Annotated in this window: 19 protein-coding genes and 1 pseudogene; 9 read left to right on the top strand and 11 right to left on the bottom strand. The window is 69.5% G+C overall.

Going from position 1 to position 25,220, the window contains the following annotated elements:
* Nucleotides 1–3: 3 nt before the first annotated feature.
* Together VF665_RS19080 and ispF are read right to left on the bottom strand one after the other, a co-directional pair.
* Entirely contained in the window at nt 4–624 is a 621-nt protein-coding gene (locus VF665_RS19080; protein ID WP_331055050.1) for a DedA family protein, read from the bottom strand.
* A 27-nt stretch (nt 625–651) separates the two neighbouring features.
* Complete coding sequence (ispF, locus tag VF665_RS19075) at nt 652–1,173, bottom strand: 2-C-methyl-D-erythritol 2,4-cyclodiphosphate synthase (protein ID WP_331055049.1); 522 nt, start codon at nt 1,171–1,173, stop codon at nt 652–654.
* 778 nt (nt 1,174–1,951) lie between these two features.
* Here ispF and VF665_RS19070 point away from each other — a divergent pair.
* Complete coding sequence (locus tag VF665_RS19070; RefSeq protein ID WP_331055048.1) at nt 1,952–3,370, top strand: pyridoxal phosphate-dependent decarboxylase family protein; 1,419 nt, start codon at nt 1,952–1,954, stop codon at nt 3,368–3,370.
* A 172-nt stretch (nt 3,371–3,542) separates the two neighbouring features.
* Here the strand turns inward: VF665_RS19070 and VF665_RS19065 are convergent, their stop codons facing one another.
* A complete protein-coding gene (locus tag VF665_RS19065) occupies nt 3,543–3,803 on the bottom strand; it encodes a hypothetical protein (RefSeq protein ID WP_331055047.1) in 261 nt (86 codons plus the stop codon).
* A gap of 487 nt (nt 3,804–4,290) precedes the next feature.
* Between VF665_RS19065 and kaiC the strand changes: the two genes are divergently transcribed.
* The 4 genes from kaiC (at nt 4,291) to VF665_RS19045 (ending at nt 11,266) form a co-directional block, all read left to right on the top strand.
* Complete coding sequence (gene kaiC, locus VF665_RS19060) at nt 4,291–6,009, top strand: circadian clock protein KaiC (RefSeq protein ID WP_331055046.1); 1,719 nt, start codon at nt 4,291–4,293, stop codon at nt 6,007–6,009.
* On the top strand, nt 6,006–6,326 hold the full coding sequence (locus VF665_RS19055) for a circadian clock KaiB family protein (RefSeq protein WP_331055045.1): 321 nt from the start codon (nt 6,006–6,008) through the stop codon (nt 6,324–6,326). The genes kaiC and VF665_RS19055 overlap by 4 nt, the downstream gene beginning before the upstream one ends.
* Nucleotides 6,301–9,906 (top strand): PAS domain S-box protein, encoded by a 3,606-nt coding sequence (locus tag VF665_RS19050; protein WP_331055044.1) that lies wholly within the window; start codon nt 6,301–6,303, stop codon nt 9,904–9,906. The genes VF665_RS19055 and VF665_RS19050 overlap by 26 nt, the downstream gene beginning before the upstream one ends.
* 850 nt (nt 9,907–10,756) lie before the next feature.
* On the top strand, nt 10,757–11,266 hold the full coding sequence (locus tag VF665_RS19045; protein WP_331055043.1) for a DinB family protein: 510 nt from the start codon (nt 10,757–10,759) through the stop codon (nt 11,264–11,266).
* A 132-nt stretch (nt 11,267–11,398) separates the two neighbouring features.
* Here VF665_RS19045 and VF665_RS19040 read toward each other — a convergent pair whose 3' ends face one another.
* From VF665_RS19040 to VF665_RS19030, 3 genes are all read right to left on the bottom strand, one after another.
* A complete protein-coding gene (locus VF665_RS19040; protein ID WP_331055042.1) occupies nt 11,399–12,166 on the bottom strand; it encodes a DUF4344 domain-containing metallopeptidase in 768 nt (255 codons plus the stop codon).
* 430 nt (nt 12,167–12,596) lie between these two features.
* Nucleotides 12,597–14,066, bottom strand: coding sequence for an adenosylhomocysteinase (gene ahcY, locus VF665_RS19035; RefSeq protein WP_349263155.1), 1,470 nt, complete (start codon nt 14,064–14,066; stop codon nt 12,597–12,599).
* Nucleotides 14,067–14,279: 213 nt separating this feature from the next.
* Nucleotides 14,280–15,227 (bottom strand): metalloregulator ArsR/SmtB family transcription factor, encoded by a 948-nt coding sequence (locus tag VF665_RS19030; RefSeq protein ID WP_331055040.1) that lies wholly within the window; start codon nt 15,225–15,227, stop codon nt 14,280–14,282.
* Nucleotides 15,228–15,539: 312 nt separating this feature from the next.
* On the opposite strand from VF665_RS19030, the gene VF665_RS19025 reads away from it, so the two are divergent.
* On the top strand, nt 15,540–16,448 hold the full coding sequence (locus VF665_RS19025) for a glycoside hydrolase family 18 protein (RefSeq protein WP_331055039.1): 909 nt from the start codon (nt 15,540–15,542) through the stop codon (nt 16,446–16,448).
* An 81-nt stretch (nt 16,449–16,529) separates the two neighbouring features.
* Here VF665_RS19025 and VF665_RS19020 read toward each other — a convergent pair whose 3' ends face one another.
* Nucleotides 16,530–16,952, bottom strand: coding sequence for a CYCXC family (seleno)protein (locus VF665_RS19020; protein ID WP_331055038.1), 423 nt, complete (start codon nt 16,950–16,952; stop codon nt 16,530–16,532).
* A 216-nt stretch (nt 16,953–17,168) separates the two neighbouring features.
* On the opposite strand from VF665_RS19020, the gene acs reads away from it, so the two are divergent.
* The 3 genes and pseudogenes from acs to VF665_RS19005 all read left to right on the top strand — a co-directional run.
* Nucleotides 17,169–19,274: an acetate--CoA ligase alpha subunit gene (gene acs, locus VF665_RS19015; RefSeq protein ID WP_331055037.1), complete on the top strand. Its 2,106-nt coding sequence runs from the start codon at nt 17,169–17,171 to the stop codon at nt 19,272–19,274.
* 380 nt (nt 19,275–19,654) lie between these two features.
* Entirely contained in the window at nt 19,655–20,068 is a 414-nt protein-coding gene (locus tag VF665_RS19010; protein WP_331055036.1) for a hypothetical protein, read from the top strand.
* A gap of 368 nt (nt 20,069–20,436) precedes the next feature.
* A pseudogene (locus tag VF665_RS19005) lies at nt 20,437–20,979 on the top strand (toll/interleukin-1 receptor domain-containing protein); the annotation flags it as partial.
* A 50-nt stretch (nt 20,980–21,029) separates the two neighbouring features.
* Here VF665_RS19005 and VF665_RS19000 read toward each other — a convergent pair.
* From VF665_RS19000 to VF665_RS18985, 4 genes are all read right to left on the bottom strand, one after another.
* The gene (locus VF665_RS19000; RefSeq protein ID WP_331055034.1) at nt 21,030–21,374 is read right to left on the bottom strand and encodes a hypothetical protein; all 345 of its coding nucleotides are present in this window, start codon (nt 21,372–21,374) and stop codon (nt 21,030–21,032) included.
* Between the two features lie 42 nt (nt 21,375–21,416).
* Complete coding sequence (locus tag VF665_RS18995) at nt 21,417–23,447, bottom strand: ATP-binding protein (RefSeq protein WP_331055033.1); 2,031 nt, start codon at nt 23,445–23,447, stop codon at nt 21,417–21,419.
* Complete coding sequence (locus tag VF665_RS18990) at nt 23,444–24,253, bottom strand: alpha/beta hydrolase (protein WP_331055032.1); 810 nt, start codon at nt 24,251–24,253, stop codon at nt 23,444–23,446. The genes VF665_RS18995 and VF665_RS18990 overlap by 4 nt, the downstream gene beginning before the upstream one ends.
* Before the next feature lie 747 nt (nt 24,254–25,000).
* On the bottom strand, nt 25,001–25,220 hold a 220-nt coding region (locus VF665_RS18985; protein ID WP_331055031.1), incomplete at its 5' end, for a hypothetical protein.

Raw genomic sequence — 25,220 nt, 5'->3', positions numbered from 1 at the left:
GGGTCAGTCCTCTTTCTCGCGGCTGCGCCACCAGAACCAGAGGACGATGGCGGCGAGCACGCCGGCGGCGATGGCCAGCCAGTGCCCCGACTCATCCATCATGTGGCGGATCTGGTCCCAGTTCTGCCCCGCGGTGGCGCCCAGGTACACGATGAGCCCGTACCACGCCCCCGACGCCACGGCGATGGGAATGGCCGCGCGGATGAAGCTCATCCCCGTGGTGCCGGCGAAGATGGGAACCACTGCGCGGAATGCCGGCAGAAAGCGGCTCACGAAGATGACCGCCATTCCGTGCCGCTCGTACACGCGGGCCAGCTTTTCCATCTGCCTGGGCTGCAGAAGAAAGCGCCCGGCGCGCGTGTTGAAGAACGACGCGCCGTAGTGGTGGCCCAGCCAGTACACGAACAGCGCCCCCGCCACGTTGCTGGCCCACACCACGAGGAACGCTACCCACGCGTTCACCACCCCCTGCCCCGCCAAAAAGCCGCCGGTGAGCGCCACCGCGTCGGCCGGCAGCGGCGGAAACAGGTTCTCTAACGCGGCACAGATGCCGATTACCACGTACACCAGGGCCTCGGAAAGGCCCTGCATCCACTCGACCAGCCGGTCTACCAGCCCGCCCATCCCGTGCTCCCCGCCAGTGGCCGCGTGTCAGAGCCCGGGATCACGCCGGTGCCGGGCGTGAAGGGCGTCCAGGTCCTCGATGCTGTCGATCAGCGCGACCGCAAAAGTGGCAATTCCCTCGCCACGCCCAATCCATCCCATCCCCTCGTTGGTCTTGCCCTTGATGGAGACGTGGTGCGGCGAAATGCCCAGCACGGACGAGAGCCGTTCGCGCATGGCGTCGGCGTGCGGCCCGATCTTGGGCTGCTCGCAGACGATGGTGACGTCCACGTTGACCACCTGGTGGTTGCGCCCTTCCAGCAGGCGGACCACCTGGGCCAGCAGCTTCATGGAATCGGCGCCCTTCCACGTGTCGTCGGAGGGCGGAAAGTGGCGGCCGATGTCGCCCATGCCCGCCGCGCCCAGCAGCGCGTCGGTCACGGCGTGCGCCACGGCGTCGGCGTCGGAGTGGCCGGTGAGACCCAGGGGGTGCGGGATGGTGATGCCGCCCAGGATGAGCGGGCGCCCCTCGGCGAAGCGGTGCGAGTCGTAGCCGTGCCCGATGCGCATTCCGGCGTGGTGGTCAGGTGGAGTGTCAGTCAGGAAACTTGCCTGACCAAACATACGTGGGCGGATGGGAGGCGAAAAGGCGGGCGGGCGCACACTCCAGGTCAGGCGCGCTCCGGAGGCTTCACCGGCGGCCCCCACCCGGGCTCGCATTACTCACCCACCCTCCCCCAAAAAAGACTGGGGGAGGGTTGGGCGCGGGGGGAAGGTTCGGCGTGTGCCCGCAAAGATAGGCGCCGCTGCGGGCTGAGCGACTGAAGTCGCCGCAACAACGGCGGAAAGTCCCCCCAAACAGACGGGGAGACTTCACCTGCACGCGGGCGGCGGGTCCGGTGCACCTGGGCGAGCCTCACGGCGGCCCCCACCCGGGCTCGCATTACTCACCCACCCTCCCCCAAAAAAGACTGGGGGAGGGTTGGGCGCGGGGGGAAGGTTCGGCGTGTGCCCGCAAAGATCGGCGCCGCTGCGGGCTGAGCGACTGAAGTCGCCGCAACAACGGCTGAAAGCCTCACGGTACTGCTGTGAGGCTGCACCCGCGCGGGATCAAGGTGCGGCACCGAAGGCCGCCCTCGCGCTGAGGTCTCCCTTTCTCCGCAGCAGCGGTTGAGAGGGCCGGGGAGAGCCGCGCAGCCAGCCATCGTTCTCCCCCTCTCCGTGCGAGATTGCAGTGGGAAGGGGCCGCGGCAGGGCCGCGCGTTCGCCCCGTCTGCGCATGGCGGCTCCCGCGGCAGCCAGCTACCTTCGCACCCGGCAACGACCTGTCAAAACAGCAGCCAACAAGATGTCCGGGGATCGAAAGCTGGAACTGTCCGCCGACGAGATGCGCGCGCTGGGCTACCGCGTGGTGGACATGATCGTGGAGCACGCCGCCGCGCTGCCCGACGCGCGCGTGGCGCAGTCCGCGTCGCGCGCGGAGATGGAGGCACGGCTGCGCGAGCCGGCGCCCGCGGAAGGGCGCGGGTGGAACTCGGTGCTGGACCGCGTGAGCGCGGAGGTGCTGCGGCCCATGACGCACAACTCGCATCCCCGCTTCTTTGCGTACGTTCCCGGCCCGGGCAACTTCGTCGGCGCGATGGCGGATGCGCTCGTCTCAGGCTTCAACCCGTTCGCGGGAGCCTGGGCCATGTCGCCGGGCGCGGCGCAGGTGGAGCTGGTCACGCTGAGCTGGCTGCGCGAGGCGTGCGGCCTGCCCGCGACGGCGGGCGGGTTGTTCGTCAGCGGGGGTTCCATGGCCAACCTGACGGCGCTCGCGGCCGCCCGGCACCACCTGCTGGGCGAGGACTTCAGCCGCGCGGTCATCTACACCTCCGACCAGACGCACTCGTCGGTGCAGCGCGCCGCCCGCGTCCTGGGATTCCGCGCCGACCAGCTGCGGCTGCTTCCGGCAGACGACGGCTTCCGGCTGGATCCCGCGAGGGTGCAGGCGGAGATGGACCGCGACAAGGCTGCCGGCCGCATCCCCTTCTGCGTCGTTGCGACGGCGGGCACCACGAGCACCGGCGCCGTGGATCCGATGGGCGTGCTGGCGGAAATCTGCCGCGCGCACGGGGCGTGGCTGCACGTGGATGGCGCGTACGGGGCCGCCGCCGCGCTTACGGCGGAAGGGCGCGCGGCGCTCCCCGGGCTGGGCGAGGCGGATTCCGTGTCGCTGGACGCCCACAAGTGGCTGTTTCAGCCCTTTGAGTGCGGATGCCTTCTCGTCCGGGACGCTACGCTGCTGCGCGATGCCTTTCGCCTGGTTCCCGCGTACCTGCGCGACACGGACCTGTCGGAAGAAGAGGTGAACTTTCGCGACTGGGGCGTGCAGCTCACCCGCGGCTTTCGCGCGCTCAAGCTGTGGATGACGGTGCAGGTGTTCGGGATGGATGCCGTGCGCGACGCGATCGTGTGGGGAATGCGGCTGGCGGAGGCGGCGGAGCGCGAGCTTCGGGCGCGGCCCGGATGGGAGATCGTGACGCCCGCGCACCTCGGCATCGTCACCTTCCGCTGGCGCCCGGCGGAGATGGAGGACGCGGAGGTGGATGAGGAGCAGCGGCGGATCACGGCGGCGCTGGCGGCGGACGGGTACGCGCTGCTGAGTACCACGGAACTGCGCGGCCGCACCGTGCTGCGCCTGTGCACCATCAACCCGCGCACCGGCGAAGCCGAGATCGCCGAAACCGTCCGCCGCCTGGACGCCATCGCCCGCGGGCCGGGGTGAGAACGCGGCCGCACGGCGGACGGGCGTTTCCGTCGCGCGGAGCGGGCGCCGGGCAAACGAAAAGGCGGGCTTCCCGACCGGGAGCCCGCCTTCGTTGTCTCTTGTCCTTCCGGGTCGCCCGGCGCGTCGAAGCGGCATTCGCTCCCGCGCTCTCAGTGGCTCCGGCTCAGCTTCAATAGCGCGCCCTCAGCCGGGCGGGTGCCATCGCCATGCGCCGCGGACGAACCGCCGCGCGCGCCAGCCCCAGCGTAAGCACGACACCGGCCAGCGTGGCGGCGGCGATCGCGGGGCGCCCCAGCAGCAGCGCGAGCGCACATGCGGCAAGCAGGGGAACGGCATGAAGAAGAGTTACTTCCCAGACGGTCGCGCGGGGAGTGCGCACGCCACGACGAGCCTGGGCCACGAGCCACTGCAGACGTTCTCGATCTTCCATCGTACGGGTTGTGTTGCCGGCGCGCGGTCCGCGGCGCCACCCTCGCGGGTGCAGCGCCTCGCCGGCAGTCCTCAGTGTGCGCCCCTGAACTCCGGGGCGTTGGGACCGCACGGAACCGGCGGCGGATCTCGCCGCGCGGCTCCCCGTTCCCCGCCGCGGACGCGGCGATTGGGAACGGTACTGGTACCCGCGGAACCGAGTCCGGTTCTGGGGCACGCTGAAATTTAGCGGCTCGCGCCCATCCGCGCCACCCGTCCCCCGCTCCGCCCCGTTGTCCTCCGCCCCCGTGCCCACCATCCCCGAAACGCCGCGGAACGCCGGGCGGAATTCACGCATGTTCATGGCTTGCACGAACTTTGATCTACTAGGGACTGTGTGCAATCCGGCCGCCCTGCACTATATTGGTCTCTCGATCCCGCCGGACTCGCTGATCGAACCGGCGCACCCTCCACGCGCCGGGCCCTCGCCCCACCCCGTCCAGCCCCTCATGACCCATTCAGGCCACACCCCGCGCAAGAGCCCCACCGGCATCAGCGGCTTTGACGAACTCACCGGCGGCGGGCTTCCGCACAGCCGCATCACCGTAGTGCTGGGCAGCGCCGGCGCGGGCAAGACCGTGTTTTCGCTGCAGACGCTGGTGAACGCCGCGGCGCGCGGAGAGCCCGGCATCTTTGTCGCCTTTGAAGAAGACACCCGCCGCATTCGCGAGAACGCGGATTCGTTCGGGTGGAAGCTGGACGAGTTGGAGCAGGAGCGGCTGCTGTTCGTGGACGCGTACGTGTCGCCCACGGACCCCATGTCGGGCGACTTTGACCTGGGCGGGGTGCTGGCGCAGGTGGCGCAGCAGGTGGAAACGCTGGGCGCGCGGCGCGTGGTGTTTGACGGCATCGACGTGCTGCTGGCCCTGCTGGAAGGCCCCGGCGCCGCCCGCCGCGAGCTGTTCCGCCTGTTCGAGTGGCTGGCCGCGCGTGACCTCACCTGCATTCTGACCGCCAAGGCCGAAGGGCCGGACCCGCTGGCCTCCCCGCAATACGGCTACCTTCCCTTCATGGCGGACTGCGTGATCCTGCTGCAGCACGCGCTGCGGGAGCGGGTGAGCGTGCGCGGCATCCGCGTGGTGAAGTACCGCGGATCGGGATTTTCGGAAAACGAGTTCCCCGTCGTCATCACCGGCGAGGGGATGGAGGTGGCCACCTACGGCCGCGCGGACCTCACGCATCCCGTCAGCAGCGAGCGCATCTCCACCGGCGTGGCGGAGCTGGACGACATGCTGGACGGCGGATACTTCCGCGGCAGCAGCATCCTCCTCACCGGCGCGCCGGGCGTGGCCAAGACCACGCTTTCCGGCAGCTTCGCCGACGCGTCGTGCGCGCGGGGCGAGCGCGTCCTCTTCCTTTCGTTCGACGAGCCGGCGGACCAGATCGTCCGCAACCTGTCGTCGGTGGGGCTGGGGCTGGGCCGCTGGGTGCAGGAAGGTCTGCTGGACATCTGGTCGCTGCGCAGCGAGGCGCGCGGGGTGGAGGAGCACCTGATCGAGATCAAGAAGCGGCTGCTCGCGTTCCGGCCCCGGGCGCTGGTGGTGGACCCGCTGAGCGCGCTGGCCAAGTCCGGCGGCGAGGTGGCGGCGGTGGACGGCTCGCTGCGCCTGCTGGACTTCGCCAAGTCGCAGGGGATCACCGTCCTGTGCACCAGCCTGCAGGAGGGGAGCGATCCCCTGAGCGAGCAGTCGTCGCTGCAGGTGAGCACCATCGCCGACACCTGGTTTCACCTCTCCTACCACGTGCGCGGCGGGGAGCGCAACCGCGCGCTGACCGTGGTGAAGTCGCGCGGCATGGCGCACAGCAACCAGGTGCGCGAGATGATCCTTACCCGCCACGGCATCACGCTCGCGGACGTGTACAGCGCCGGCGGCGACGTGCTGATGGGCACCGCGCGGTATGAGAAGGAGGAGGAGGAGCGCCGGCTGGCCGCGGACGCCGCCGCGGGGGCCGAGGAGCGCCGCCGCGACCTGGAGCGCGCGGAGGCCGAGCTGCGCGGGCGGATGGCGGCCATGCAGCGCGAACTGGCGGCGCTGGAGGTCCAGCGCGAGGCTGCCGGGGCCAAGGTGCAGCGGGCGCTGGACGAGCGCGAAGCGGTGGTGAGCGGCATCCTGCGCCGCCGCGGCGCCGAGCCGGCGCGCGAGCCCGGCCAGGCGGACCAGCCATGACGGTGGCCCCTTTCGGGCGCGAGCCGGGCGGCGCCCCGCTGCGCCTGCGGCTGTACGTGAGCGGAAACGCGCCCAACTCGCTTTCCGCCATCCGCAACCTGAACGCCATCTGCGAGGAGCACCTCACCGGCCCCTGCGAGATCGAGGTGGTGGACGTGATTACGGAGGGGCTTCGCGCCGTGCAGGACCGCATTCTGGTCACCCCCACCCTGCTGCTGGTGGACCATCCCCACGTTCGCGTGCTGGGCAACCTGTCCGACACCGCGCGCGTCCTCGCCACGCTGCTGCCGCATGACCGATCGCACGCCCGCACCTGACGACCGGGGCAGCCGCCTGGAGGAGCTGGTCCGCCGCTTCGCCGCGCTGCAGGCGGAAATCGAGGAGCTGTCCGGGGGCGAACTGGACGCGCTGGTCCCCGCCGGCGCGTCCAGCGCGTTTCTGCTCCCCGGCGCCCACGAGGCCCTGCTGCGCCAGGAGCAGGAGTTCCGCGCCCTGGTGGAGCACTCGCCGGACCCCATCGCCCGCTTTGGCCCCGACGGCCGCATCCACTACGCCAACCCCGCCATGCAGGCGCTGCTGGGCGCCCCCGGCGAGCGGCTGCACGGGCGCACGCTGCGCGAGGCGGGCGCCGCGTGGGGCGGCATGGACGCGTGGGAAGACGCGGTGTTCCGGGTGGGGCGCGAGCGGCGGCCGGCGGAAGAGGAGATCGTGCTGCACGGCGGCGACGGCGAGGCGCGCGCCTACGCCTGCCGCCTGCACCCGGAGTTCCGCCCGGACGGCGCGCTGGACTCCGTGCTGGCCATTGCCCGCGAAACCACGGTGCGGTGGCGCGCGGCGGAGGAGGTGCGGGAGTCGCGCGCCTTTCTGCAGGCCGCCATCGACGCGCTGTCCGCCCACCTGGCCGTGGTAGACGCGCAGGGGAACATCGTGGCGGTCAACGAGGCGTGGCGGCGCTTCGGCGAGGCCAACGGCGCGACCTCCAGCGGGCTGGGGCAGAACTACCTGGAGATCTGCGGCGCCACCCGGGGCGACGAGAGCGGCGCGGCGGAGGGCATTCGCGCGGTGCTGGCGGGCGATGCGGACTTCTTCAGCCTGGAGTACCCCTGCGCCACCCCCACCCGGCAGCTGTGGTTCCAGATGCGCGTCACCCCGCTGCTGGCGGCGGAGCACCGGTACGCGGTGGTGGCCCACGAAGACGCCACCGCCGAGCACGTGGCCCGCGAAGAGGCCGAGGCGGAGCGCGACCGCGCGGTGCGCATTCTGGAAAGCGTCACGGACGCTTTCTTTACGGTGGATGCCGACTGGATCATCCGCTACGTGAACCCCCAGGCGGAGCCGCTGCTTCGGCGCAGCCGCGCGGAACTGCTGGGGCGCAACCTGTGGGACACCTTCCCCGGGCTGCCCGGAACGGACTTCGAGCGGGTGTACCGGGAGGTTGCCGAGTCGGGGCGGGCGCGCCAGGTGGAAAGCTACTATCCCCCGTTCGACGCGTGGTTCGACCTGCACGTGTACCCCAGCGACGGGGGCGTGGCGGTCTACTTTCGCGACGTCACCGAGCGGCGGCAGCGCGAGCAGGAAGCCGCGCTCTTCACCGAGCGGCTTGCGGAGGAGCGCAGCCTGCTGAACGCGGTGGTGCAGCAGCTTCCCGTGGGCGTCATCATTGCCGAGGCGCCGTCGGGACGGCTGATCCTGGGGAACAAGAAGGTCGATGAAATCTGGCGGCACGGCTTCATGTCGTCGCGCTCGTCGGCGGACTACGGCGAGTGGGAGGGCTACCACCCCGACGGCCGGCGGGTGCGCGCGGAGGAGTGGCCGCTGGCCCGCGCCCTCCGCACGGGCAGGCCGGTGGTGGACGAGGCGTACGAGATCGTGCGCCCGGACGGGCGGCGCGGCATCGTGCGGTTGAGCGCGGCGCCCGTGGCCGACGCGCGCGGCGACATCATCGCCGGCGTGGTGATCGCCTCCGACGTCACGGAGGAGGTGGCCGCCGCGCACGCGCTGCAGGCCAGCGAGGAACGGTACCGCCTGCTGTTCCGCGCCACCAACGACGTGCTGTGGGACTGGGACATCGAGCGCGGCACGCTCAAGTGGAACGAGGCGCTCACCGCCGTGCTGCACCACGAGGGCGGGCCGGAAACGGCGACGATGGAGTGGTGGGAGGCGCACATTCACCCCGACGACCGGGACCGCGTCCTGGGGCGGCTGGAAGACGTGCTGCTGGGCCGCGACCTCACCTGGTCCGACGAGTACCGCTTTCAGCGCGCGGACGGCGGGTACGTCCGCATTCTGGACCGCGCCTACCTGCTGCGCGACGAAGACGGCCGCGCGGTGCGCATGGTGGGCTCCATGCTGGACCTGAGCGAGCGCGACCGGGTGGAGGACGCCGTGCGCCTGCAGGCGCTGCTGCTGGACACGGTGCAGCAGGCGGTGATCGCCACGGACCTGGACGACGCCATCACCTCGTGGAATCCCTACGCCGAGCAGCTGTACGGCTGGCGCGCGGAAGAGGTGCTGGGGCTCACCCGGCGCGAGATCTTTGCGGGGGAAACGGACCGCGAGGACGCCGAAGCCCGCGCCGCGCACGCGCGGGGAGAAAGCTGGACCGGCGAAATGACCGTCACCCGGCGCGACGGCCGGCGCCTGACGGTCATCAGCACGCGCTCGCCGGTGCTGGATTCGTCGGGGCGCACCATCGGCGTGGTGGGCGTGTCGGCGGACCTCACGGAGCAGCGCAGCCTGGAAGAGCAGCTTCGCCAGTCGCAGAAGATGGAGGCGGTGGGAATGCTGGCCGGCGGCGTGGCGCATGACTTCAACAACGTGCTCACCGTCATTGGCGGCAACGTGAGCCTGCTGCTGGCCGACACCGACGCGGACGATCCGCGGCGGCAGGACCTGGGGCAGATCGCCGAAGCCGCCGAGCGCGCGGCGGGGCTCACGCGGCAGCTGCTGGCCTTCAGCCGGCGGCAGATTCTGCGGCCGCAGAGCCTGGACGTGAGCGCGCTGGTGTCGGGGCTGTTCCCCATGCTCAAGCGCCTGCTGGGCGAGGACGTGGACCTGCACTTTCAGTCCACGGGCCCGGTGGGGAACGTGGAGGCGGACCCGGGCCAGCTGGAGCAGGTGCTGATGAACCTGGCCGTGAACGCGCGCGACGCCATCTCCGCCGGGGGGCGCATCTCCTTCGAGACGGCGGAGGTGGAGTTCGACGGATCGCAGCGCGCGTGGGACGGGTCGCGCATTCCCACGGGGCGCTACGCCATGCTGGCCGTGAGCGATACCGGGACCGGCATGCCGCCGGACGTGGTGAGCCGCGTCTTCGAGCCGTTCTTTACCACCAAGGAGGTGGGGCGCGGCACGGGGCTGGGCCTGTCGACGGTGTACGGCATCGTGCGGCAGAGCGGCGGCTACGTGTGGGTGCACAGCGAGGTGGGGGTGGGGAGCGTCTTCAAGATCTACCTCCCCACGGTCGCCGCCGCAGAGCCCGTGCGCCCCGTGGCGGAGCGCCAGGTGTCCCGCGGGAGCGAGACGATTCTGCTGGTGGAAGACGAGGACGCCGTGCGGATGGTGGCGCGCCGCGCGCTCACCCGGTTCGGCTACACGGTGGTGGAGTGCCGGGACGGCATGGAGGCCATTGAGATGGCGGAGCGGCACCGCGACCGCATTGCGCTGGTGCTGATGGACGTGGTGATGCCCAACCTGAGCGGCCACGCGGCGGCGACGCAGTTGGAGCAGGTGCTGTCGGGCGTGCCCGTGATCTTCATGAGCGGATACACGGACGACGAGGTGCTGCGCCGCGGCGTGCTGAAGTCGGAAGCGCTCTTTCTGCAGAAGCCGTTCACTCCCTGGGCGCTGCTGGAGATGGTGCGCGCCACCCTGGACCGCCACGCCTCCCCGCCCTGACGGAGCGCTTTGGCGATCGCGAAAGGCCGCCGGTTTCCTTGGAACCGGCGGCCTTTGCGCGTTCGTGGGATCCGGCGGAAGACGTGGTGCCCGGAGACTGCCGCGACCACGCCTCGGATCGGCGGCAAGCATCCGCGCCACGGTCCTGCGTAGCGGAACCCCATGCGGCGCTCCGCTCAGCGCGTGTTGCGATACGCTGCTCGCGTACCGCCTCGGAATTTGGGCGTCATCCTGAGCGGAGCGCTGCGCCGGACCGTCAGCCGCTCCGATTCATCGCGCGAAGTCGAAGGATCCCGCCGGGACCATCGGGTGCACAATGGCTGCGTGGCGTGCCCGATACTCCTCGCCGCGTCCAACAGTGCGCCGCGCGTCACGCAGTCACTCGTTCATGGGCGCAGTCCGTGGCGGGATCCTTCCGTCGGCGCCAGGGTTCCAGCACGCCGAAGGCACGCGCGGCGCGTCCTTCAGGATGACGCTCGTGCTCCGGGGTGAGGGGCGGACAGAGAGCCGCTGACGCTCCTAAATACTGACAGGGCAGATGCTTGTCATCCTGAGGAGGCGCCGGAGAATCTTTCCGAATCCCGGCGCCGACGAAGGCTCTGTCATGCCCGTGAGAACGGGCGTGCACGCGACGTTGGCTCGGCGGCAAGTAGATCACTCGGCTCCGCGCCGTAGTCCTGCGCAGCGGAAACCCGTGCGGCGGTCGATGGGAAGGAAATCACGGGACGGAGTGGCCGGCAGCAGGGTTTCTCGGCACGACACGTTGATTTGACAGTCAACCCAGGTGTGGCCGATCGTGGATCGTGCGGCCGGAGCCCGGCGCGCGATTCCCCCGGACGGAGATTGTGGGATGGATACGGATTCCACCGCGGTGCTGCTCGACCACCTGGAGCGCGTGCACCAGCGGACGCGTCGGGTGGTCGTTCTGATTCCGCCGGACGACGTGGAGTGGTCGCCCGCGCCGGGATGGTTCACCTTCGGCGGCCTGGTGCGCCACCTGGCCGGGCTGGAGCGGTGGATGTTCGCCGAGAACGTGCGGGGCCGCCCCAGCCGCTACGCCGGCCACGGCCCGGAGCTGGCGAGCGGCTTTCCCGCCGTCATCGAGTACTACGACCGCCTGCACGAGGAGTCGCGCGCGATCTTCGCCGCGCTGGATGCGGACGCGCTGCAGCGCAGGGTGGCCACGCCGGCGGGGGCGCGCATGGCGGCGTGGAAGTGGCTGCGCGCCCACGTGGAACACGAGGCGCACCACCGCGGCCAGCTGTACCTGATGCTCGCCCTGCGCGGCGTCGCCACCCCGCCGCTGTACGGGCTGACCTCCGAAGAAGTGCGCGCCCGCTCCGAAGGCTCGTCAGGTTGATCGACATGCAGAGGCCGCCCATCTCATGACAATCGGCGGCCTTTCGCGTTGGGGACGGTTCTACCGCAACTGCGCCCACGCGGGGATGACGGAGGGACGCGGGGTGACGAACAGCGGCAGCGTGCTCTCCCGTCATCGGCGGAGGTGCGGGGCGAGCATCTCCGCCCAGCGCGCCCTGACCCGCCGCGACTCGCCGACGCACTCCGCGGGGCTGCGTGCGCCCAGGTGACCCCGGTCCGCGACGTATCCCCAGTTCCGGGGGTGCGCTCCATACAGCAGGCAGATGGTCTTCTGAAAGCGCTCCGCGGTGGGGTCCGGGTCCAGGGAGTCCGGCGCGTCCCACGACGGGATCAGCGAGTGCACCCAAGTGACGCCCGGCAGCGCGCCCGCCACGTCGCCCGGCCGCGCGCTCCCCACCGCCCAGACCACGAACTGGTCGGCGGCTTCTTCCGGCGGCATGTCCACGGGAAGCCGCAGCTCCCGGATGAGCGCGTGACCGATTCCGTGAAGCCAGAGATAGAAGAACGCCTCGTTCATCTCCAGACCTTCGGGGTCTTTGGGGTTCAGGAGCTCATCCGCCAGCACCGTCAGCAGCTCGTAGCACAGCCGCACCACGGGCGGCTCCGCGGGATAGAGCGCCTTGGCCTTTCCGCATTCGGCCAGTTCCAGCGTGATGTCGCGGGGCAACAGGAACAGGCCGTTCATCTGCGCCGCCAGGCCCTCCAGCGTGCGCTGCCGCATGTAGGACTGTTGCGCACCCAGGAACACTGAATCCGCGGGCACCGGATACGCGGCCACGAACCGCCCCTGCGCCCCGGCGGACGGCGTGATGAGCATGACGGCACCGTACAAGATGGCCAGCGCCGCCGCCGTGGTGGACAGAATGGAGAGAGTGCGCATGAGGATGGGAGATGAAGGGATCGATAAATGACGGGAGCGGAGTGTACGTCGCTCAGTGCCCCCCGTCAAATGCACCGCGGCGGAGGCGAAAGCACACGCGGATTGTCCTTCCGGCGCCACTCGGCGGAGAAACCAACGGCGAGACGAGGGATTGCTCCCCCGCCCCGCCGCGGCACCCACGGCACTGCAGTGCCGCGTGAGGGATTCGCGCCCGCAGGGCCGAGACGCCGGAGTGCAGGGGCAACAGCAGTACCGTTGCCCCGGAACGGAGGGGGCTCGGCGCCGTTAGGCACAGTCGTATCGTGCCTTACGGCGCGCGAAGCTCGACCCGGAGCGCAGCGGAGGGGCACGCCCGGATCATCTCCGGTCGTGCCCCTCCGTTGTCCATCATCCTTCGCTTCCCGCAGAAAATCCTACGGAAGACCCGCCCTTAGTAGCGGTAGTGCTCCGGCTTGTACGGCCCTTCCACCGGCACGCCGATGTAGTCGGCCTGCTTCTGCGACAGCGGCGTGAGCTTGACGCCCAGCTTGTCCAGGTGCAGGCGCGCCACCTTTTCGTCCAGCTTCTTGGGCAGCACGTACACCTTCTTTTCGTACGCCGCGTTGTTCGTGTGCAGCTCGATCTGCGCCATCACCTGGTTGGTGAACGACGCCGACATCACGAACGACGGGTGGCCCGTGGCGCAGCCCAGGTTCAGCAGGCGGCCCTCGGCCAGCAGCATCACGCTGTGCCCGTCGGGGAACACGAACTCGTCGTACTGCGGCTTGATGTTGATCCGCTCGATGCCGGCCTTCTTGAGCCCGGCCATGTCGATCTCGTTGTCGAAGTGGCCGATGTTGCCCACGATGGCCTTGTCCTTCATGCGGGCCATGTCGTCGACGGTGATGATGTCCTTGTTCCCCGTCGCCGTGATGAAGATGTCGGCCGTCTCCACCACGTCGTCCAGCGTGGTGACCTGGTACCCTTCCATCGCGGCCTGCAGCGCGCAGATGGGGTCGATCTCGGTCACGATCACGCGGGCGCCCTGGCCCTTGAAGGCCTGCGCGCAGCCCTTGCCCACGTCGCCGTAGCCGCAGACCACGGCCACCTTGCCCGCCAGCATCACGTCGCTCGCGCGCAGAATGCCGTCGGTGAGCGAGTGGCGGCAGCCGTACAGGTTGTCGAACTTGCTCTTGGTGACGCTGTCGTTGACGTTGATGGCCGGGAACAGCAGCGTGCCGGCGTTCATCATCTCGTACAGGCGGTGCACGCCGGTGGTGGTCTCCTCGCTCACGCCGCGGATGTCGGCGGCCACGCGCGTCCACCCCTGCGGGTCGGCGGCGATGGTGCGGCGCAGCGTGTCCAGAATCACGCCCCACTCCTCGGGGTCGTTGGCCGGGTCAAAGGCCGGGATCACGCCCGTCTTTTCGTACTCCACGCCCTTGTGCACGAGGAGGGTGGCGTCGCCGCCGTCGTCCAGCAGCAGGTTGGGGCCGCTGCCGTCGGGCCACACCAGCGCCTGCTCGGTGCACCACCAGTACTCCTCCAGCGTCTCGCCCTTCCACGCGAACACGGGCACGCCGGCCGGCTCCTGCTCGGTGCCTTCCTTGCCCACCACCACGGCGGCCGCGGCGTGGTCCTGCGTGCTGAAGATGTTGCAGCTCACCCAGCGCACGTCGGCGCCCAGCTCCACCAGCGTCTCGATGAGCACGGCGGTCTGCACGGTCATGTGCAGCGAGCCCATGATCTTGGCGCCGGCCAGCGGCTGCTGCGCGCGGTACTCGTCACGAAGCGCCATCAGGCCCGGCATCTCGTGCTCGGCCAGGCGGATCTCTTTGCGGCCGAACTCGGCCAGGGAGATGTCGGCCACCTTGAAGGGCTCGCGGCCCGCGTCGCGGGCGGCGATGAACGGGCTGGTCATTTCGGCGATGCTCACGTCGGAAACCTCTAGGGAATAGGGAATAGGGAATAGGGACTACGGGATCAGCATCTGTCAGCGTGCGTCATTGTGCGGAGCGGGTTCGCCGCTCCGGGACTGCTTCTCGGTTGATGAACTGCGTCTTTTCCGGCGATGAACGCCGAGACCTTTCAGGCCGATGAACCGCGTATTCTCCGGCGATGCTTGTCGTCGCGCTCACGCGGGGCGGCGGGCGCTGGCGGCGAACAGGCGCGGGCCGCGGGCGCTGGGGTCCGGAGGGAGCGGCGCGTAGCGGAAGCCGTGCAGCCCCGCCGCCTCCATCCACTCCGCCATCTGCGCCTCCCCAAAGCCCTGCCACAGGTGCCCCATGGCCTGCCGGTACTCCTCGCGGTCGTGCGGCATCATGTCCATCACCAGCAGCCGTCCGCCGGTGGCCAGGGCGCGCGCGGCCTCGGCCAGCGCCTCCGCCGGCTCGGCGACGTAGTGCAGCACCAGAAAGGCCACCGCCGCGTTCAGCGCGCCGTCCTCCACCGGCAGGCTTTCCAGTTCGCCGGCGCGCACCTCCACGTTGCCCAGCGGCGCCAGGCGCGCGCGGGCAGCCTCCAGCATGGCGGGCGAGCTGTCCACCGCCACCACGCGGGCCACAAAGGGCGCCAGCGTGTGGCTCACCTGCCCCGTGCCGCACCCCAGGTCGCCCACCGTCCACTGCTCGTCCAGCAGGCCCAGGAGCCCCACCAGGTCGGCGCGGCGGCCGAACAGGTCGGCGCGCAGCCGGTCCCACTCCCCCGCGGCGCTGCTGAAGAACTCGCGCGACCGCGTGGCCCGCTCCGCCAGCACGCTGCGCAGCCGCTCCGCGTCCTGCCCGGCCGTGGAGAGCGCCGCCACGCCCGGGCGGACCAGCGTCCACAGCTGCCGCGCGTCGCCCTCCAGCCGGTCCAGCGGCATGCGGTAGCGGCGGCTGGTGCCTTCCGCCCGCGCGCTCACCCAGCCCTCGTCGGCCAACAGCTTCAGGTGGCGGCTCACGGTGGACTGCGGCAGCTGCAGCACCTGGCACATCTCGCCCACGGTCAGTTCGTGCCGCTCCAATACCAGGAGCAGCCGGCTGCGCGTGGTGTCGGCCAGTGCCGACATGCGATCGAAGATCGCGGGTGCCGCAATGCTCATCTACTCTCCATCCGTGTATCCGGATGGAAAGATACAATACCCGGCTCCCCCACGCAAGCAGGCCCCGCGACCAAAGTGGTCGCGGGGTCTCTCCGTGTGCAGTCTCGCCTGTTCTTCTTTCGGGTACGCGGCCTGATGGGAGCGTTGTTGCCGCAGTCATGGCGGTGATGGACAGGACTGCTGCATGATTTCGTATCAGAAATCTTGCCCGGAGAGGTGTGCCCGAGTAGAATAGGAGCATCCCGCCGCCCTGGCGGGACACTTCATTCCGGGGCGTACGCCCCTTCCCCGCTTTTATTCACAGGAGCCCGCATGCCGTCCACCACCCCCCGCGTGAATGCCTGGATCTTCCTGAACGAGGACGAGCCCTCCGGCACGAACTACCAGTCGTCCAACAGCTGCTACCAGACGCTGATCAAGAACCATGTCTATCAGTCCGTGGACATGCTGTTCCTGTGCTTCGTCACCACGATGCCCACCAGCCCCACCACGGTTCCGGCGGGCGACGGCTCGTCGTACACCATCAGCACGGGCAGCGTGAGCCACCCGGGCGGCCTGACCAACGAGCAGTACCTGAAGTGGATCATCCGCGACGCGCGGGCCAGCAAGCCGGGCATCAAGATCGGCGTGACGCTCAACTGGGGCGACGGCTCGCTGCTGGCCAACATCTTTCCGAATCCCAACGCCCCCGACCAGGCGAGCGCGGACAAGTTCGCGGCCAACCTGGTGGCGTACCTGCAGGCGTACGGGCTGGACGGGTTCGACATCGACTGGGAATCCCCGATCTGCGATGACACCACGCAGCAGCAGTTCTCGCTGCTCATCAACGCCATCGGCACGCAGTTCCGCAAGCAGTCCCGCAAGCTGTACCTGACGCTCTCGCCGGCCTCGGTGGGCAACCTGGACGCCGCGGCCGTGAACGCCAACGTGGACTTCGTGAACCTGCAGCTGTATTCCGGCTTCACCCGTCCGGCGGACTTCACCGCGGCGGGGGTGAAGGCCGCGCTGTTCGCGTACGGCGCCAAGTGGGAATCGGGCTACCAGACGGCCCAGCAGGCGTTCAAGGACAACGTGGCGCACTACCGCTACCCGGCGTTCACCGCGTGGCGCCTGAACAGCGACAACTACCCGTTCGAGCAGGCGCAGCAGCAGGCGCTGTACTCGCTCGTGTACCCCAAGGGGGGTGACGCGGAGGGCGAGGCGATCGAAGTGCCGGCCTGACCCACACCGCCTGGAACGGAAGCAGCCTCCGCCGCGATGGTCGCGGCGGAGGCTGCTTGTCATTCGGGAACTGCCGGTGGGTCAGTCGCCGAAGCGGCGGTCGATGGCCTTGCGGATCTCCGCGATGGACTTGCCGTCGCGCGTCATTTCGTCGGCGAGGCGCGCCTGGCCCGCGCAGATGCCGCAGCGCGCGGCCATTTCGTCCTTGAAGCACTCCAGCAGGGAGCGGCGGCCGCGCACCTCGTGGCACTCGCAGTAGCAGTACAGCGCGTCCAGCACCCCCGGAATGCGCGCGGCGATGGTGTACACCTCGCGCGCCCGCTCGGGCACGATGTCGCCCGTGATCACGCTGGCGCCCGTGACGCCCGGCCGCGGCGCGGGGTGGTGCCCTTCCGCGCGCACGCGGCCGTGGTCGTGCTGCGCGGCGGCGGCGCGGGGTGCGGCAACGGCGCAGAGCAGGAGGGCCAGCAGAAGGGGCGCGATGCGCGCGGCGGGAAAGGTCATGCGGGGGTCTCCATGGTTGCGATTGGCACGGGAATGATACTGGAAACTGTCGCATCGCGCGATGCCGGCGTGCTTCTACCCGGAACGGCGCCGGACGTCCCTTGGTGCGGCGCCCCCCGCCCGCCTAGATTGCCCCGTCGCACTCTCGTACTCTCGTACTCTCGTACTTCAGTTCCGCACTCACGCACCCAGCACTCACGCACTCCCGCACCCGCTTTGCTCGACGCCATCTTCCGCCCGCGCTCCATCGCCGTCATCGGCGCGAGCCGCAAGCCGAACACCATCGGCTACCAGATCCTGGAAAACCTGGTGCGCCACGGCTTCAGCGGCGCGGTGTATCCCGTGAATCCCACGGCGGACGCGGTGCACAGCATCCGCGCGTATCCGTCCGTGGAGGCGATCCCCGATCCGGTGGACCTGGCGCTCGTCGTGGTCCCCAAGCAGCACGTGCTGGCCGCGGCGGAGGAGTGCGGGCGCAAGGGCGTGAAGGGGCTCGTGGTGATCAGCGCCGGGTTCGCGGAGATCGGCGGCGCCGGCGTGGAGCGGCAGACCGCGCTGATGGAGATCGTCCGGCGCTACGGGATGCGCCTGGTGGGGCCCAACTGCATGGGCGTGCTGAACACGGCGCCGGACCGGTCCATGAACGCCACGTTCGCTCCTACCATGCCGCCGTCGGGCCCCGTCGCCTTCATGAGCCAGAGCGGGGCGATGGGCGTGACCATTCTGGACTACGCGGCCGAGTACGGCATCGGCATCAGCCAGTTCATCTCCGTCGGCAACAAGCCGGACGTGAGCGGCAACGACCTGATCCAGTACTGGGCGGATGACGAGCGTACCGGCGTGATCCTCATGTACCTGGAGAACTTCGGCAATCCGCGCCGCTTTACGCAGCTCGCCCGGGAGATCACGCGCCGCAAGCCGATTCTGGCCGTGAAGTCCGGCCGCTCCGGCGCCGGGGCGCGCGCCGCGTCGTCGCACACGGGGGCGCTGGCCGGTACGGATGCCGCCACGGACGCGCTGCTGCGCCAGTGCGGGGTGCTGCGGATGGACACCGTGGAAGAAATGTTCGACCTCGCGATGGCGTTTTCGCACCAGCCGGTGCCGGCGGGCAACCGCGTGGCCATCGTCACCAACGCGGGCGGCCCGGGCATTCTGATCGCCGATGCGTGCGAGGCCGCCGGGCTGCACGTGACGGAGCTGACGGAGCAGACGCGGACGGTCCTCGCGGCCAACCTGCCGGAGGAGGCGTCGTTCGCCAATCCCGTGGACATGATCGCCTCCGCCAACGCGCACAGCTACCGGATGGCGGTGGAAGCGGTGCTCGCGGATCCCAACGTGGATGCCGTGATCGCGACCTTCGTTCCGCCGCTGGGAATCCGCCAGGAGGACGTGGCCGAAGCCATCGTCTCCGTCGCGAGCGGCTCGCAGAAGCCGGTGCTGGCCGTGCTGATGGGGCGCGAGGGGCTGCCGCAGGGGATGGCGGAGCTGAACGCGGCGGGCATTCCCGCGTACCGCTTTCCGGAGTCCGCCGCGCGGTCGCTGGGGGCGCTGTACCGCTACCGCCGCTGGCTGGACCGCCCTGTGGGGCGCGTGGCGGAGTTCGCCGTGGACCGCGAGGCGGTGGCCGGCATCCTCGATCACGCGAAGGCGGACGGGCGCGCAAAGCTGACGGAGATGGAGGTGATGCGCGTGCTGGAGGCGTACGGCATTCCCGTGGCGCCGTACCGCGTGGCGCGCACGGCGGAGGAGGCGGCCGCCGCCGCGGAGGCCATCGGCTGGCCGGTGGTGATGAAGGTGCTGTCGCCGCGCATCATCCACAAAAGCGACGTGGGCGGCGTGATCGCGGGCGTGGAGGACGAGGACGCGCTGCGCACCGCGTTCCACACGCTCACCACGGAGGTGCCGGCGCGCGCGGGGATCGATGCCGCCGCGGTGGAGGGCGTGCTGGTGCAGCGCATGCTGCGCGGCGGCAAGGAGACCATCATCGGCATGACGCAGGACCCGCAGTTCGGGCCGGTGCTCATGTTCGGGCTGGGCGGCATTTACGTGGAGGCGCTGCGCGACGTGGTGTTCAGCGTGCAGCCGGTGACGGACGTGGACGCGGCGGAGATGGTGCGCGGGATCCGCGGGATCAAGCTGCTGGAAGGGATCCGCGGCGAGCCCGCGTCGGACCTGGGTGCCATCGAAGAGGTGATCCAGCGCCTCTCGCAGCTGGTGGGCGACCACTCCGCCATCCGCGAGCTGGACGTGAACCCCTGGCTCGCCTTCCCCGACGGCGGCGTCGCCGTGGATGGGCGGATTACCATCACGTTGGACGCCTGACCGCGTCGGGGGCTGCTGCGATCCGGCGCGCGCCCGGTCCCATCGGCGCAACTCCGCGCGACGAACGCGTACCGACACATTGGCGCTTGCGGCCCGGTCCGGGGCGTGTAATCTGGGTTGCGGTGAGTCGGCTTTGTGCGCGAGTTTTGCGGAATACCGATCGGGCCTGAAAGAAGCTTACGATCGCAGTGCCCGCATGATATCTGGCATTCGGTCCATCGAACAACAAGTTAGGCCGCTGGATAAGCATCGCTGCAGCCAAAGACGAGATTCGTGGAGTGGCTCCGGATTGCCACTCGCGCGCTAGAAGTAGACGGGGAGGCAAACCCAATGCGGCGTGAGCGATAACCCGCCGTCTTTACTCTGAATTCCGATGACTCATGGCCAAGTTTCGGGACCAACTCAAGAAGGCGCGGTTCCGGGTATCGCTCCCATTCATAAGCTATGAGGTATCTCTCGATGATCTGCTCAATACAACGAGCGTTGACGAGAGAATTGCCAGTCTCAATCGGGTACGTGAGGATCTGCTCGGAGCTGTTGCAGCAGTTGAGGGGCTGCAATCCGAGGCGCTGGAGCGAAAGCATGAAGTCGAGCAGTTGGAAGAGACTGTCCGGCAACTTAACCAAGATCGTAGCACTGCAGAATCGTTGCTCAACGTCCCTGAGGAATCCTTCACGCGCCTTCTCGCGCGTGCGACGTCCAAGGGGCGCACACGCGGCATCATCGAAGGAAGCCTCATCGGTTTCGCTACAGGGGCACTTTCTAGCCTCTTCATCTGGTATCTGACAAAGTAGGTCAGGATAGGTTTGGCCGATCCCGGTAGGGGTACGCGGCCCAACAATCGGCTGAAGGGGATGCGGGGCCTTGCATACTTTCAACTGGAAAGAGGCTTGGCCGCCACCCTCGCACCGCTGACCCTTGTGTCGTTGCCGCATCACCACGGCCAGTGACAGACAGTTGGCACCACGACTCGGTAACGATATCAATCCTACTCACCCGCACCCTGCGCTGACCTTCAATGGCACGTTGCACAGCCCCAGTTCAAGGCCACCGTACTGCGAGCGGCCGGTTGAACTGCCCCGCATGCGGGGGTAGTGGTTACGGATACCGGTCATCCCACTCTCCCTCCTACTACACGCCGACTACCTCGCGCTTCGGACCCGGCAGTGGTGGTGCTTCTGCTCGGAGCACAGAGGGGGGCTTTTCTGCATTTCGCGAGGCCCCACTCGCCTCGGTGCCAAGCTTGGTTCAGACGGAATCGGTGCCGAGTGTGGTTACTGTGACTCGGAAGTATGACGTGTTCATCTCTCATGCTTCGGAGGACAAAAGCAGCATAGTCCGTGATCTCGCGAATGCGCTGGTTGGAGAGGGGCTGTCTGTCTGGTACGACGAGTTTGAGCTACGCATCGGCGACAGCTTGCGCCGCAAAATCGACCTCGGGCTTGCCAACAGCAGGGTTGGGCTTGTTGTGCTGTCTAAGTCCTTCATGCGAAAGGGGTGGACGAACTACGAACTGGACGGCATCGTGACGCGCTCGGTCACGGGAGAACAGGTTATGCTTCCCATCTGGCACGAAGTGACCAAGAGCGAAGTTCTCGCTTACAGTCCTTCGATCGCAGATAAGGTTGCTCGCAGCACGGCTACTCATACGGTCGAGGAGATCGCCAAGGAGATCGCAGAGGTGCTCATTAGCCAAGCGACGTAACCACCGCTGCGTCGATCAGCTCTTATGCCTGAGGGCTGCGGCCGCAGCCCTCACGCTGCAAACAAGCAAACACGGCGCGGGGGGTTGGCCGACTTCGGCAGATTCGGGTGCGGCGCGGCGGGTCGCGAGCCGCCAACGAAACGGCCACTGGGCAAGCCCCGCGGCAGCCGCAGGCCTTTCCTGCGGCTGCCGTCCAGCTTACGCATCAGGGCTACGCCTAGCGTCTGCGCCCACTGCGTGGTGTCGTCCAGTGCCTCTCGCGGGCTGCTACCGACCAGCATCGACTGCGCGACGAGCAGGGCTATCGACAACTCGGTTTCCGGTGCGTAGCGCGCGAGCTTGATCGATGAGTCCGCCGCTGCTTCGGATATCGCCGTCGCTGAGCTGGTGGACATCGTTCGCGGAGACCTGCGCCGCTCTTCCTGAACCCCTTCGGATCAGCCGCCGATCACGTCTTTCAGGTGGCGCAGGAGCGCGTCGGGGTTCACCGGCTTGCCCACGAAGGTGGCGCCGGGCGGCAGCTCCTCTCCGATGTTGAGCGCATCGCCCGCGTAGCCGCTCATCACCACCACCGGGAGGCCGGGACGCTCGCGGCGAAGCTGGTGCGCCAGGGGAACGCCACCCAGCCGCGGCATCACCACGTCGGTAAGCAGCAGGTCCACCTGCCGTGACGCGGCCACGCGCAGCGCATCCTCCCCGTCGCGCGCCTCCAGCACCGTGTAGCCGCCGTCGCGCAGCACCAGCGCCACCAGCGACCGCACCGCGTCGTCGTCCTCCGCCAGCAGCACGGTGCCGGCGCTGGGGGGAACGTGCGCGGCCATGGCATCCGCCGGAAGCGCCAGCGCCCCCTCCACCGCGGGGAGGAGCACCGTGAACGTGGTTCCCCGCCCCGGCTCGCTCTCCGCCCAGATGTGGCCGCTGGACTGCTCCACGATCCCCTGCACCACCGACAATCCCAGCCCCGTTCCCCCGCCCAGCCCCTTGGTGGTAAAGAACGGCTCAAAGGCCACCGCCAGCGTCGTGGCGTCCATTCCGCACCCCGTGTCGCGCACCTCAATGGCCACCCAGGGTCCGCCGCCGGCCGGCGCCCCGCTCCCCTCCGGCGGGGCGGACACGTTGCGCACCCGAACCTCGATCACGCCCGGCCCGCGGATGGCGTCGCTGGCGTTGATGACCAGGTTCATGAGCACCTGGCCGATCTGGTGCGGGTCCGCGCGGGTGGGCCAGAGGGGCGAGCCGATGCCGTAGCGGATCTCCACGTCCTCGCGCACCAGGCGCCGCAGCATTCCGCCCGCCCGCGCCACCGTCTGCCCCAGGTCCAGCACTTCCGGGCGCAGCGCCTGCTTGCGCCCGTACGCCAGCAGCTGCCGCGTGAGGGAAGAGGCACGGTCCGCGGCCTTCAGGATCTCGGCCACCTGCGCCTGCTCGGCGGGGGCGAGCCGGCCCCTGGCCAGGAGCGCGGCGTACCCCTGAATCACCATCAGCAGGTTGTTGAAGTCGTGGGCCACGCCGCCCGCCAGCCGGCCCACGGATTCCATCTTCTGCGCCTGCCGCAGCTGCTCTTCCAGCGACTGTCGTTCGGACTCGGCGCGCACCTGCTTGGTGATGTCGAACCACACCACGTAGATGTGGCCGTCGTGCAGCGCGCGCAGCGACACCAGCACGTCCTGCACCTGGCCCCCGCGCGTGCGGTGCCGCGAGCGGAACTGCACGCCGTCGGGCGAGCTGTGCAGGCGGCGAAGCTCGGGCTGCGCGCGCGCGTTCCACTCCAGGTCAAAGTCGAAGATGCGCAGCGCGGCAAACTCCTCGTGCGTGTAGCCCAGGTGCGCGCACGCCGTGTCGTTGAACATGACCAGCGACCCGTCCGCCGCGTTCACGATGGCGATGCCGCCCGGCATGGCGTCCATGGCCGCGCGAAAGCGCGCCTCGCTGGAGCGCGCCGCCTCGTCGCTCTCCTGCAGCGCTTCCACCATCTCTTCCATCTCCGCCGCCTGCCGCTCCATCTCGGCGGCCTGCTCTTCCAGCTGCCGGTTCGCCTCCAGCAGCTCCTCGGTCTGCAGCTCCAGCTCCCCGCGCGCTTCTTCCGCCACCTGCCGCTCGCGGCGCAGGTCGTCCTCGTACCGGCGCCGCTCGCGCACGCGCATGAGGGAACAGTCGATGGTGCCGTCCGCGCGCAGAACCGCGTGCGCCAGCACGTCCATGTCTTCCCCCGACCGCGTGCGCAGGATGAGGAACACCTCTTCCGCGCTCCCCGCGCCGCGCAGCAGGGGGAGAAGGTGCGTCTGCAGAAAGATGCGCGCGCCGGGCGCAAAGAGCGTGTGCACGGGACGCCCCACCACCTCGTCGCGCCGCCATCCGCCCAGCGCCAGCAGGGCGGCGTTGGCGTGCAGCACCTCGCTTTCCCTCCCCAGGCGCAGGAACGGGGAGGGGACCAGATCCAGGGTGGCGTCGTCCGGCGGACGGCTCACGGCACCGTGGCGAGGTACGCGCGGATCGCCGCGACCGTCTCTTCCGGGTGGCTCATGTGCGGGCAGTGGCCCGTGGCCTTCAGGTGCACCAGGGTGCTCCCCGCCAGGGAGCGGTGCAGAAAGTCGCCCACCTCCGCCGGAGCGACCAGGTCATCCGAGCACTGCAGCAGGAGCGACGGCACCGTGACGTGCGGGAGGTCGGCGCGGTTGTCGGAGTAGAAGGTGACTTCGGCGAAGCGCCGGGTGATCTCCGGATCGGCCGCGCAGAACGAGGCTTCCAGTTCCTCCGCCAGCCCGGGCCGGTCTTCGTTGCGCATCACCACCGGCGCGAGAAAGTTGGCCCAGCCGTGGTGGTTCTGCGACATCATCTCGATCAGCCCCTCGATGTCGCGCCGCTCAAAGCCGCCCACGTAGTCCGGCTCGTCGTTGATGTAGCGGGGCGAGGGCGCCACCATCACCAGCCGCGAAAAGAGTCCGGGCTCGCGGATGGACGCCAGCACCCCCACCATGCTGCTGACGGAATGCCCCACCAGGATCACGTCGCGCAGCTCCAGCGCGTGGCATACGTCCAGGAGGTCCTGCGCGTACCCGTTCAGCGACCCGTACCGATCCGCGCTGTACGCCGCCACGTCGGACCGTCCGGAGCCCACGTAGTCGAACGTCACGACCTGGTAGTCGTCTTCGAACGCCGGCGTGACGGCGCGCCACATGTTCTGGTCGCACCCGAAGCCGTGCGCGAACACCATGGGCCGGGTGCCGCGGCCAGCGACGAGGACGTTGTTGCGGGTACGGATGTCGGGATGCATTCTGCGGCCTCGGGTGCGGAGCGGGGTGAACGATGCAGGGCGCGGGTGCATACGAGCGCGGCCGGATCGCGGCGGGGTCGAGAGAAGCGGTTCGGGAACGGACGTCGCGGATCGCGGCGGCCCCGGGATGGAGGGGAACCCGCGCAGTCCCGAGGGACGGCCTTCCCTGTACAAAGTTTAATCGCGTGTCCACCCCGGGGGAAGCTGGATCACGGCGCAGGCTCGGGCCAGGGCGGATTTCCGCGAAAGACGCCGGACCCACCGCCCCCAGGTTGGCGCCCGAGACGCGCCGAGCTGATCATGTGTTCCGCGACCACCCTGCCCCGCCCCGCGTCCCCATCATCCCACGAGTCGCGCCGGGCTCCAGGACCTCGGCTCCCGCGCGGAACGCCGCCGCGACGGGTCGCGCCCGCCAGCATCGCCAACGAGGTGCAGAAGCACGCGACGGACGTGCTGTTCAGCATCGCGCGCGCGGACGGCGACTGGGGAGCGTCTCCCCGTCCGAGGTGTTAGGTTCAGGCGGCCCCGAAAGCGGAGGCGCACCGCGACCCCGGAGCAACGAAGCCGAAGCGCTGAAGCTGCCGCGAGGCCTGCGTTCACACCGGGCCGGGGCCATCGTGGGGGTGGGAACACCGGAGCAGGCGGCACGGGTGGCGGCGGCGTTGCCGGACGCTGGCTCGCGCCGCTCCCGGACAGGCCGACGCGGCCGGGGCGTGGCCTCGGCGGCGCAACGGAACAGGGCAGGCCTCAGCCGCCACGCCGCCTCAACCTGCGCCACGCGAGCCACCCCGCCGCGGCAGCGAGGGGGAGCGCGGCCAGGGCGGGGTGGCGGCGCCCCACATACGCCAGCGCCAGGACCAGGCCGATCAGCGTTCCGGGCGGCGCGAATGCCAGGAACAGCGCAAGCAGGAGTCCGGCCCTTCTCCGGGGGCGGTTCATCGCATCCACCTGACCATGTCTGAACGCC

It is taken from the genome of Longimicrobium sp. (assembly GCF_036387355.1).
GTDB lineage: Bacteria > Gemmatimonadota > Gemmatimonadetes > Longimicrobiales > Longimicrobiaceae > Longimicrobium.
The sequence above is the reverse complement of the archived record's forward strand: the minus strand, read 5'-3'. Positions and strand labels throughout refer to the sequence as shown.

Coding starts and splice junctions, on each gene's coding strand:
- ispF (WP_331055049.1), bottom strand. CDS start 1,173: ATGCGCATCGGGCACGGCTACGACTCGCACCGCTTCGCCGAGGGGCGC.
- VF665_RS19025 (WP_331055039.1), top strand. CDS start 15,540: ATGCCGTCCACCACCCCCCGCGTGAATGCCTGGATCTTCCTGAACGAG.
- kaiC (WP_331055046.1), top strand. CDS start 4,291: ATGACCCATTCAGGCCACACCCCGCGCAAGAGCCCCACCGGCATCAGC.
- VF665_RS19040 (WP_331055042.1), bottom strand. CDS start 12,166: ATGCGCACTCTCTCCATTCTGTCCACCACGGCGGCGGCGCTGGCCATC.
- VF665_RS19045 (WP_331055043.1), top strand. CDS start 10,757: ATGGATACGGATTCCACCGCGGTGCTGCTCGACCACCTGGAGCGCGTG.
- ahcY (WP_349263155.1), bottom strand. CDS start 14,066: ATGACCAGCCCGTTCATCGCCGCCCGCGACGCGGGCCGCGAGCCCTTC.
- VF665_RS19080 (WP_331055050.1), bottom strand. CDS start 624: ATGGGCGGGCTGGTAGACCGGCTGGTCGAGTGGATGCAGGGCCTTTCC.
- VF665_RS19010 (WP_331055036.1), top strand. CDS start 19,655: ATGGCCAAGTTTCGGGACCAACTCAAGAAGGCGCGGTTCCGGGTATCG.
- VF665_RS19055 (WP_331055045.1), top strand. CDS start 6,006: ATGACGGTGGCCCCTTTCGGGCGCGAGCCGGGCGGCGCCCCGCTGCGC.
- VF665_RS19030 (WP_331055040.1), bottom strand. CDS start 15,227: ATGAGCATTGCGGCACCCGCGATCTTCGATCGCATGTCGGCACTGGCC.
- VF665_RS19070 (WP_331055048.1), top strand. CDS start 1,952: ATGTCCGGGGATCGAAAGCTGGAACTGTCCGCCGACGAGATGCGCGCG.
- VF665_RS19000 (WP_331055034.1), bottom strand. CDS start 21,374: ATGTCCACCAGCTCAGCGACGGCGATATCCGAAGCAGCGGCGGACTCA.
- VF665_RS19050 (WP_331055044.1), top strand. CDS start 6,301: ATGACCGATCGCACGCCCGCACCTGACGACCGGGGCAGCCGCCTGGAG.
- VF665_RS18990 (WP_331055032.1), bottom strand. CDS start 24,253: ATGCATCCCGACATCCGTACCCGCAACAACGTCCTCGTCGCTGGCCGC.
- VF665_RS19065 (WP_331055047.1), bottom strand. CDS start 3,803: ATGGAAGATCGAGAACGTCTGCAGTGGCTCGTGGCCCAGGCTCGTCGT.
- VF665_RS19020 (WP_331055038.1), bottom strand. CDS start 16,952: ATGACCTTTCCCGCCGCGCGCATCGCGCCCCTTCTGCTGGCCCTCCTG.